This window comes from Fodinibius sp. SL11, from assembly GCF_052060035.1.
Classification (GTDB): domain Bacteria; phylum Bacteroidota; class Rhodothermia; order Balneolales; family Balneolaceae; genus Fodinibius.
Map to the genome: position 1 here is coordinate 96,376 of NZ_JBPOEA010000010.1, position 8,810 is coordinate 105,185.

General features: G+C 42.3%; 8 protein-coding genes and 1 pseudogene. 7 read left to right on the plus strand and 2 right to left on the minus strand.

What is annotated here, in order from left to right:
- Nucleotides 1-565 precede the first annotated feature (565 nt).
- From ACQ76V_RS11740 to ACQ76V_RS11750, 3 genes and pseudogenes are all read left to right on the plus strand, one after another.
- The gene (locus ACQ76V_RS11740) at nucleotides 566-874 is read left to right on the plus strand and encodes a GIY-YIG nuclease family protein (RefSeq protein ID WP_441000690.1); all 309 of its coding nucleotides are present in this window, start codon (nucleotides 566-568) and stop codon (nucleotides 872-874) included.
- 342 nt (nucleotides 875-1,216) lie between these two features.
- A pseudogene (locus tag ACQ76V_RS11745) lies at nucleotides 1,217-1,372 on the plus strand (IS1595 family transposase); the annotation flags it as partial.
- Nucleotides 1,373-1,820: 448 nt separating this feature from the next.
- The gene (locus ACQ76V_RS11750; RefSeq protein ID WP_441000691.1) at nucleotides 1,821-2,123 is read left to right on the plus strand and encodes a hypothetical protein; all 303 of its coding nucleotides are present in this window, start codon (nucleotides 1,821-1,823) and stop codon (nucleotides 2,121-2,123) included.
- Between the two features lie 147 nt (nucleotides 2,124-2,270).
- Here ACQ76V_RS11750 and ACQ76V_RS11755 read toward each other — a convergent pair whose 3' ends face one another.
- On the minus strand, nucleotides 2,271-2,501 hold the full coding sequence (locus ACQ76V_RS11755; RefSeq protein ID WP_441000692.1) for a hypothetical protein: 231 nt from the start codon (nucleotides 2,499-2,501) through the stop codon (nucleotides 2,271-2,273).
- A gap of 234 nt (nucleotides 2,502-2,735) precedes the next feature.
- Nucleotides 2,736-2,954 (minus strand): cold-shock protein, encoded by a 219-nt coding sequence (locus ACQ76V_RS11760; protein ID WP_441000693.1) that lies wholly within the window; start codon nucleotides 2,952-2,954, stop codon nucleotides 2,736-2,738.
- A 246-nt stretch (nucleotides 2,955-3,200) separates the two neighbouring features.
- Here ACQ76V_RS11760 and ACQ76V_RS11765 point away from each other — a divergent pair, with 246 nt between their 5' ends.
- The 4 genes from ACQ76V_RS11765 to ACQ76V_RS11780 all read left to right on the plus strand — a co-directional run.
- Nucleotides 3,201-3,728, plus strand: a complete 528-nt coding sequence (locus ACQ76V_RS11765; RefSeq protein ID WP_441000694.1) for a hypothetical protein — start codon at nucleotides 3,201-3,203, stop codon at nucleotides 3,726-3,728.
- A gap of 9 nt (nucleotides 3,729-3,737) precedes the next feature.
- Entirely contained in the window at nucleotides 3,738-7,406 is a 3,669-nt protein-coding gene (locus tag ACQ76V_RS11770; RefSeq protein ID WP_441000695.1) for a T9SS type A sorting domain-containing protein, read from the plus strand.
- Nucleotides 7,407-7,591: 185 nt separating this feature from the next.
- Nucleotides 7,592-8,164 (plus strand): outer membrane protein, encoded by a 573-nt coding sequence (locus tag ACQ76V_RS11775; RefSeq protein ID WP_441000696.1) that lies wholly within the window; start codon nucleotides 7,592-7,594, stop codon nucleotides 8,162-8,164.
- Nucleotides 8,165-8,330: 166 nt separating this feature from the next.
- A partial coding sequence (locus ACQ76V_RS11780; protein WP_441000697.1) for an HD domain-containing protein occupies nucleotides 8,331-8,810 on the plus strand: 480 nt, incomplete at its 3' end.

The window sequence follows — 8,810 nt, forward strand, 5'->3', positions numbered from 1 at the left end:
AGCTCTCAATCACCTTCGAGCTAACGCTTGGAGATCTTTCGACTACGTTTGCTACGTTTACTTTGCTCAAGATGATTGTAGGTGTTTAGCATAGAGAATACCAGCTTGGATTGAGTAATTAAACAAATACCCCAGAATGTCATTTCGAACGTAACGCAGTGAAGAGAGAAATCTGTGTGTTAGAGTTTCGGGTACATTCAAAAAACAAAGATCTCTCCCTTACGCTCGAGATGACAGAGAGGGTTGGGATAATTTACTGTTTGTCAGGAACTTCGAGATAACTGTGGATACTTAGCTATTGAATGCTTACTTAAATTGAGTAATTAAACAAATACCCCAGATTGTCATTTCGAACGGAGTGCAGCGCAGAGAGAAATCTGTGTGTTAGTTTTTATCTTAACCATGAGATGACAAAAAAAGAGATGTTTTATCCCTCCGCATTAAGCCTAAATAAAAATAATGTTTTTGTAATCATCGATATTAGTCCGAAAACCTATAAAAAATGTAAGGTTTTGATTAAAAATGAATCTTACTGTTAAGACAATCGGAACTAAGAGAAGTGCAAATGCCGTATTACGTCTATATTACTACTAATCCAGGAAAAACTACTCTTTATATTGGCATGACCAATGACCTCAGTAGTCGTTTAAATGATCATTATAAAAATAGAGGGGATAGCAAAACATTTGCGGGGCGTTATTATTGTTACAAACTGATCTATTATGAAGCATATAAGACCTCACAGCAAGCAATAGAGCGTGAAAAGGAACTGAAGAAATGGAGTCGCAAGAAAAAAGAAGCATTGATTAACAGTGTGAACCCCGAGTGGGAGTTTCTAAACTACAAAGATGATTTACGGGCGGGGAGGATATAAGGGGTGTTAATTATATTAACTAACCTGCTTGTTATTTCGAACGGAATGAGAAATCCGAGATTTACTTTTCCCTCATTCTGCTAAACAAAGATCTCTCGCTTACGCTCGAGATGACAGAGAGGGTTGGGATAATTTGCTTTTTGCCAAGAACTTCGAGATGACTGTGGGTCTTATCTATAGAATGCTTGCTTGGATTGAGTAATTAAATAAGGGTCTAGTGAAGCATAGCATGTTATAAATCTTTGTAAGATATTGCTATGCAATGAATAATAAATATTATAAGCGTTTAAAAATTTCTGAGTCTAAATTCCGGCAGTTGATCCGCCTGTTTGTAATGGATCTTACGGCCAGGGTGAGTTCGCCGATGGCAGCCGGCATATTAATGGGATCGAGTCGTTCTGGAGCTTTGCCAAACGCCGGCTGGCTCAGTTCAACGGTGTTCCCAAATCCAAGTTTTACCGGTGTTTGAAAGAAACAGAATTCCGTTTTAATCATTGAAATAAAAACTTATATAACGTCTTACTGGATAAGCTCCGGGAGGACCCTCTTTGAGAGCTTAACTTCATAAGGCCCTAAACAAATACCCCCGAATGTCATTTCGAACGGAGTGCAGCGCAGAGAGAAATCTATGTTTTTGGGTTTCGGGTACATTTTAAAAAACTCGCTCACTGTCGAGCTGACAGTTTAAATTGGCAGGAATAATTCGCTGTTTTATCATCAGTGATCCATATCCTGTTTAGGCCTCCTTTCATCGTGTCCCGAGAAATTCGGGAATAAACCGAATAGAGTAGCGTAACCGTTTTCCGTAGTCAGTTCGCTATAAATCTAACACTTGTCCAGAACCGGCACTATTTAGCCTGTTTAGCCATAAAATAGGAATTCCCTCACAACAAAAGTAGCTGCGTGTTGATAACTTAGCTGTTAAATACTAATAAATCATCAACCTATGGAAACACTATCAGCGACAACCATTTTTTGGCTCTTGGTTTTAGGAGCAACAACAGGGTGGATCGTCGGATACATAATGGGTCACGAAGGCATTACCCTAAAAAGTAATATCATTTGGGGAACAGTAGGGGCTCCCGTTATAGGTATTTGTGCCTTATATGTTCAAATGAGTGGCGTGCTTGTATTTGCGCTGCTTGGAACGTTAGCGATGTTATTTTTGGCTAATGTTTTCCATTTACACCATGTGGAAGATATAACCGGTAATATTGATAGAAGAATCCGTATCAACAAAAAGAACTAAGCGGGGAGTGGAGTTACGTTAAGCGGATTATAGTTGCAGATCGCTCAAAATGCAAGATTCGTACTTTAAACCGGGATTAAGTTCAGGAATGGTAGAGTTCGCGGTTACTTTATTACGACTTTTTCTACCGGATATCTAAAGATTCGATTAAACATCTGAAACTAACGCATTCTCTTGTTCATCCCTTAGCCACATTGTTACATCGGTATCCAGCGCGGCAGCTAAATGATAAGCCCGAAGCCTGGTTATAGGGAGGTTGCCCTCCAAAATACCCTGTACCTCGGTTTCAGGCATTCCTGATAGTTGTGAAAATTCCTGTGGTGTAATATTCTCCTCACGAAGTTTTTGCTGAAAAAGTTTAGCAGGGGGTTGATGCATAGTTAATGGTAACAGGTTGTTCAGTTGTGCCGACCTCTTAATATTAGATCAAACAATAAAAGTAATTTCGAAAAAATTAAAATCTCTTTGTATTGCTTAGACCTAAAAAGCTCATGTTAGGTTCCGGATTACAGTCAAAGAAAAACAGAAAGGAATAGGAAGGCGTTTCATTTGTAACATAAAAAAGCCCGCTAAAAAGCGGGCTTTAATATACCAAAAAATCTTGGCTAAAACTTACTTATAATCAAGGCTGCGTACTTCAATAGCACTCAAGCCTTTGTCGGTTTCTTCAACGTCGAATTCTACATTTTCTCCGTCTTCAAGACCTTGATTATAATCCAAATTTTCTACGTTGTTGCGGTGGACGAAAACATCTTTACTTCCGTCCTCAGGTTCGATAAATCCAAATCCTTTCTCAACGTCGAACCATTTAACTTTACCTTGTTGTGTCATGTATACTAAGTATTGTGTTTAGACACCTTAGGTGGATCGTCAAAGAAGTGTATCGTTAGATAATTCTATCTTGATCACAATTCTAAGGTGGGAATTAAAATTATGTCTAAAGATACCATTCTGATATTGGAATGTCCACAGTGAACATAATTTTCAGATATTCTGATTTCGGTATTAATAAATTATTCTTTTATTGCTTTCTGTGTAACAATATTAGCAACGTTCATAATCAGTAATCAGGAGATCGTGAAAAATTCAAAATTATTGCTATCCGTTATTCTTGTTCTTCTTGGGGGATTGGGATGGTATCTCTTATCAGAAGACTCCTCCCCAAATAGTCCACAACCGGCATCTGTTTACAGCGACAGTATTTCTGCTCCGGAAAGGCCAACCTTTACCACTCAGGAGGATACATCTGAACAAGATACAGCCGACAAAAAAACAGCTCCGTCGCCCGTGGATGAGGAGTTGGCCCCCGGTACAGCTTTGATAAAAGCGGTAGTTATAACTGCTGATCTTGATAGCGATAAGAATAGGCATCTTGTTGTAACAGTGGAAGAAGTAGTGGGCTATGGTTCATCAATATCTCCTATTGCTGGTAAAGAAGAATTGACGATTAATGTTGAGCGATTTTTAAAAAATAATCCGGATCGTAAAGAATTCATGCAGAAAGGGGATACCGTTACCATTGTTATATCTTCTGAAAGGGGAATGAATCTTGGCGATTCACAATCCCAAAAAAGCTGGTCTTTGGTCGACTTAAAATTACAATAAAGATTATCTATGAAATACAGAGAAGGGAAACGCTATCGTACAATTGCCGGACTGTTTGTACTATTTTTACTGATAGCCGGTATTTGGGTGTTTGGATTGCCGGGACGGGATGCCCCGACAATGGCAACTGAAAATACAACCCTTGATCCGGTCGAAAAGAAGAAAGCTCGAACGGATTATTTTTTCAATTTACTGCGCGATCCGGCTACAGATAGAATTCCTCCCAATATACGTTCCCGGGAGCTCGAACACGCTAAACAAATCCCTGGCCGCAATGATGGGTTGTTGCGCAAATCGAATGCAGCAAATGCCCGGCAAATAGGGGAGATAACATGGCACATGGCCGGGCCGGCAGACCTGGGCGGACGAACACGGGCCTTGGCCTTTGATCAGGCGAACCCCAATACCATACTGGCCGGGGGTGTTTCGGGCGGGATGTGGAAAAGTACCGATGGAGGCAATACGTGGGAGCTCAAAACGGATCCCAATCAGAATATGAGCGTGACCAGTGTGGCCCAGGATCCAACCAATACTGATACCTGGTATTATGCAACAGGTGAATTTAATGGTAACTCTGCCTCGGACCGCGGATATAGGGCTTCGTATGCTGGCACAGGTATTTATAAATCTGTTGATAATGGCGAAACGTGGTCACGCTTAACAGCAACTGAGGATACGGACACGGATTGGAACAGTGAGTTTGACTATATTTCTCGAATTGTCGTAAGCCCGAAGAATGGGGATGTGTATTTCGCAGCAAATGGTTTTGGCGTTTTTAAATCATCGGATGGAGGGAGCAGCTTTAATCTTGCTTTGGGGGCACCGGGAGGATATCGGTATGCAGATGTTATTGTTAATAGTAATGGCGATTTGTTGGCAGCCTTATCAGAAAATAGTGCCGGAGGCAACCAACCGGAAAGCCCGGGTATTTATCGCTCAACTGATGACGGAAGCAGCTGGACCGATGTGACGCCCACTGATTTCCCATCTACCCACGACCGTACCTATTTGGCTTTTGCTCGCTCGGCTCCGGATACGGCTTACAGTTATACCTATGAGGGCACGGGCTCGAAAGAAAATGAAGACATTAGCTTTTTTATGCTCGATTTTGCTAACAATGATAGTGAAGATCGATCAGATAATTTGCCTGATTTTGGTGGATCGGTTGGATATGTAAATACGCAGGGAAATTATAATATGGTGCTTGCTGTAAAACCGGATGACCCCGATTTTGTGCTGTTGGGGGCAACAAACTTATTTCGTTCGCGCGATGGCTTTGCGACCGCTCCCGAAGATGCAGACAGTGATGGTTTGTCGGACGATAGTGAAAAAGATGAGTACTGGGTTGGAGGATATGCCAATACCAATAATGTCAGTCAGTATCCCAATCAACACCCCGATCAGCATGTGCTCGTATTCCATCCGGATAATCCCAAAACGTTATGGTCCGGACACGATGGAGGATTAAGTGAAACGACGGATATTACCGCATCGTCTGTAAACTGGGAAGATACTGATGAGGGGTATGTCACCGGACAGTTTTATACGGTGGCTATTCCTTCCGAAGCTGGTGATGACCGTTTCTTGGGCGGTACACAGGACAATGGAACACCCTTTTTCCGTTTTGATGAAACAAATACGCAGACTACGGGCATGCAAGATGTCTCCAGCGGGGATGGAGCGTATGCATACTGGGGTACAGATTATGCCTATGTTTCTACTCAAAACGGGAAAGTTACACGACTTGGTATTGAGTCCGACGGCAGTATAACCTCACCCTACGAGGCTCCTTCGGGAACATGGAGCAGTGTTCACCCTTCGGGTGCACAAAACCAGCTTTTTATACACCCCTATTCCGTCGATCCCAATGACGATACTATTATGTACTATCCCGGCGGAACAACGATGTGGCGTAATACTGCTATGGATGAAATTCCTAACTATAATCAAGGCGGTACAAACATGGGATGGGAGTCTTTTGAGGGTACTTCTACTTCAGGATACACAATCACAACACTTGCGGTAACAACTATAAACCCATCTGATCGGCTATACTATGGGGCTTATTCCTCTTCGGGGGTGCCGGAAATTTACCGCCTGGATGATGCTTCGAATTCTGATACACCTACCGATATATCAATTACCGGTGCTCCCTCAGGTGCATATCTCCATGACATCGCTGTTCATCCTAATGACGGAGATGAAATAATTGCCGTGATGTCGAATTATGGTATTGATGGCTTGTATCATTCTACAGATGGAGGTGATAGCTGGTCATTAGTCGAAGGGAGCTTGGGTGATGAAGCCGGACCATCACTCCGGAATGCCCAAATTTTGCCTACCCAAGAAGGAAATATTTATTTCGTGGGTACCAGCACCGGTTTATATTCTACGATGAATCTGGATGGGAATTCGACTACCTGGCAGCGCGAATCTGATGATGGAAGTCCCGAAAGTATCGGTTATTCGGTGGTCGAGCATTTGGATGTGCGTCCTTCGGATGGGACCATTGCCGCAGGTACACACGGCCGCGGAATTTTTGTGGGACGAACCGATGTGGGAGATGTGGTTGTTGATCAACTGCCGGTAATTAAAGATACTCTTGAAGTAAATAATAACTGGCAATTGATTGGATCTCCAATGGTTTCAGATTCTGATGCTGAGCTTGGTTACAGTCTGCAATTGTACGAATTTAGCGGTACATACAAATCAGTTGCCAGCATCAACTCTCATAAAGGGTACTGGGGGAAAAGTCGCTCCGGTTCAGAAATCGTCTACGGTGGACGAGCCGACACTTCGGCTACCATAGCGCTGGAGGAAGGATGGAATCTTATGGGTGGTGTTGCTGATACGGTAGGGATTTCAGCTGTCAGCGATCCCAATGGTATATTAAGTGCTTCCGATATTTACGAATTTGCGGATGGAAGTTACCAGGCGGCTTCCGATATAAAATCTTTTAAGGGGTATTGGATTCGGGCCAATCAGGCAGGAGAAATCAAGATCGATCCCGAGAGTACAGCCCAAAAAGAGCGGCCTGAATTGGCAGCCAGTCAATTTAATACAATAACATTTAGCATCGGTAACACGAAGCAGCAATTTTATATATCCGAGCAGTCTTTAAGTCAGGCAGAGCGAGAACAATTTAGGATGCCACCAATGGCTCCGGAGGCGGTACTTGATGTGCGAAGCACGGAGGGCTTACGTTTGGCTGATGGAAATGAAACAGAGTTACAATTTACGGCCAACAGTTTTCCGGTTACGGTTACGGGAGCTTCATCCAATAAGGGATATATCTTAAAAGGAATTACCGATCAGGATACCGTTTACTATGATGTGGGAGCAAATGAACAAACGAAGATTCAACGACCACATGAAGAGATGGTTTTGGTCAAAGCATCAGCGGGTACGCGGATTACAGAACATAACCTGTTGCCGAACTACCCCAATCCCTTTAACCCCGAAACAAAAATTCGATATCAGGTAGCATCACAGGCACAGGTGTCGCTTGAGGTTTATGATGTGTTAGGAAGGAAGGTGCGTACATTAGTTGATCAGTCCCAGGCAAGCGGTTCTTATACAGTTCGTTTTGATGGCAGTAGCCTTTCCAGCGGGATGTATTTTATTCACCTGAAGGCCGGAGAAACAGTTAAATTGCAGAAAATGACGCTCATAAAATAGGGATTCAGCGTAGGGAGATTTTTTTAATAGAACCGGAACTATCTGATATATAACCGATAAAACTACTTCATGCTTATGTCACCATAATTTTATGACAAAATAGTAACTTAATTTGCATAACTTTTGTTACACCCTTACCCTAAGAAAAATATTAGAAATCAAATCCATATTAAGAGGAGACCATTATGAAATTTACTGAAAGCATATTAGCAATAGTTGTCATTGCATTATCGTTGGGCGTGATGCCCCAAATGAGTTATGGGCAAACCAGCATCGGGGCTTCCTACGAAATACGAGATGAAGATCCGCAGAATGGGTTTGGCTTTCGACTCGAAAGAGGAATTTTAAATAAAGTACCCATTGTTGATCTGGGACTACGAGCACATTTCAGCTATTTTAACGATGATATATCTTATGCTGACCGAACGTATTCTACCGACATTACAAGCTACGATTACGGTTTAGCTGCCGTAGGTGGTATTTCGTTGGGCTTGGTAAGTCCGTATGTAGGCCTGGGCTTGGGAGCTTCTACACTGGATGTCACCCGGCAAGACTTAGGAAATGTTGATAGGCCTGAAAATAGTGACGACAGCAGTATCTACTGGAACGGTTTTGTGGGGGCCAAAGTGAGTCCGATACCGATGATCAAACCATTTGTGGAATATCGTTTTGAGGATGTTTCTAACTATAGCGACGAGTTGTCGGATATAAAAAATAGCAATGGGCGACTTATTTTCGGGATTTCCTTGTCCTTCTAAAGTATATACCTTTACTCTTAAGGCGGACGTTACTAAAGCGTCCGCTTTTTTATTTTTGTTCATTTTATGATTGCTAAATAAGCATACAGTTCCTTTTTTGAATGTAAATTCTTTTGGTATTGTTGTCTATAATGAAAGCGCTTAACTACTCTTTGATGTAATCCACATGGCAGGCACAAAAACAACATACGATGTCGATCTCAACAATTATGTTCTGGATCCCCCTCAGCAAGAGGATCTGGAGGATCTGTTAAGAGTATGTCGCGAAAACCTGGAAGAGGTTGACGAAAATCTGGTTTCGCGGGCTTTTAAACTCTGCTATATATCACATGAAGGGATAGAACGCGCTTCGGGCGAACCTTACTATTATCATCCTGTTTCAGTTGCTAAAATTGTAGCATCCGAAATCAATATTGATGACGTTTCAGTGGTCGCATCCCTGCTGCATGATACGGTTGAGGACACCGAAGTAACGCTGGATGATATAAAAGAAAAGTTTGGTGATACGGTTTCGCACCTCATTGACGGGGTTACCAAGATTTCGGGGGTATTTAAAAGCCGGAATACCAAACAGGCCGAAACATTTATGAAAATGCTTCTGTCGATGGCAGAAGATATCCGGGTGGTGCTAATTAAATTTGCTGAT

Excerpts from the sequence above, each read along its gene's own strand:
- ACQ76V_RS11740 (WP_441000690.1), top strand. The coding sequence starts at position 566 with ATGCCGTATTACGTCTATATTACTACTAATCCAGGAAAAACTACTCTT.
- ACQ76V_RS11750 (WP_441000691.1), top strand. The coding sequence starts at position 1,821 with ATGGAAACACTATCAGCGACAACCATTTTTTGGCTCTTGGTTTTAGGA.
- ACQ76V_RS11755 (WP_441000692.1), bottom strand. The coding sequence starts at position 2,501 with ATGCATCAACCCCCTGCTAAACTTTTTCAGCAAAAACTTCGTGAGGAG.
- ACQ76V_RS11760 (WP_441000693.1), bottom strand. The coding sequence starts at position 2,954 with ATGACACAACAAGGTAAAGTTAAATGGTTCGACGTTGAGAAAGGATTT.
- ACQ76V_RS11770 (WP_441000695.1), top strand. The coding sequence starts at position 3,738 with ATGAAATACAGAGAAGGGAAACGCTATCGTACAATTGCCGGACTGTTT.
- ACQ76V_RS11775 (WP_441000696.1), top strand. The coding sequence starts at position 7,592 with ATGAAATTTACTGAAAGCATATTAGCAATAGTTGTCATTGCATTATCG.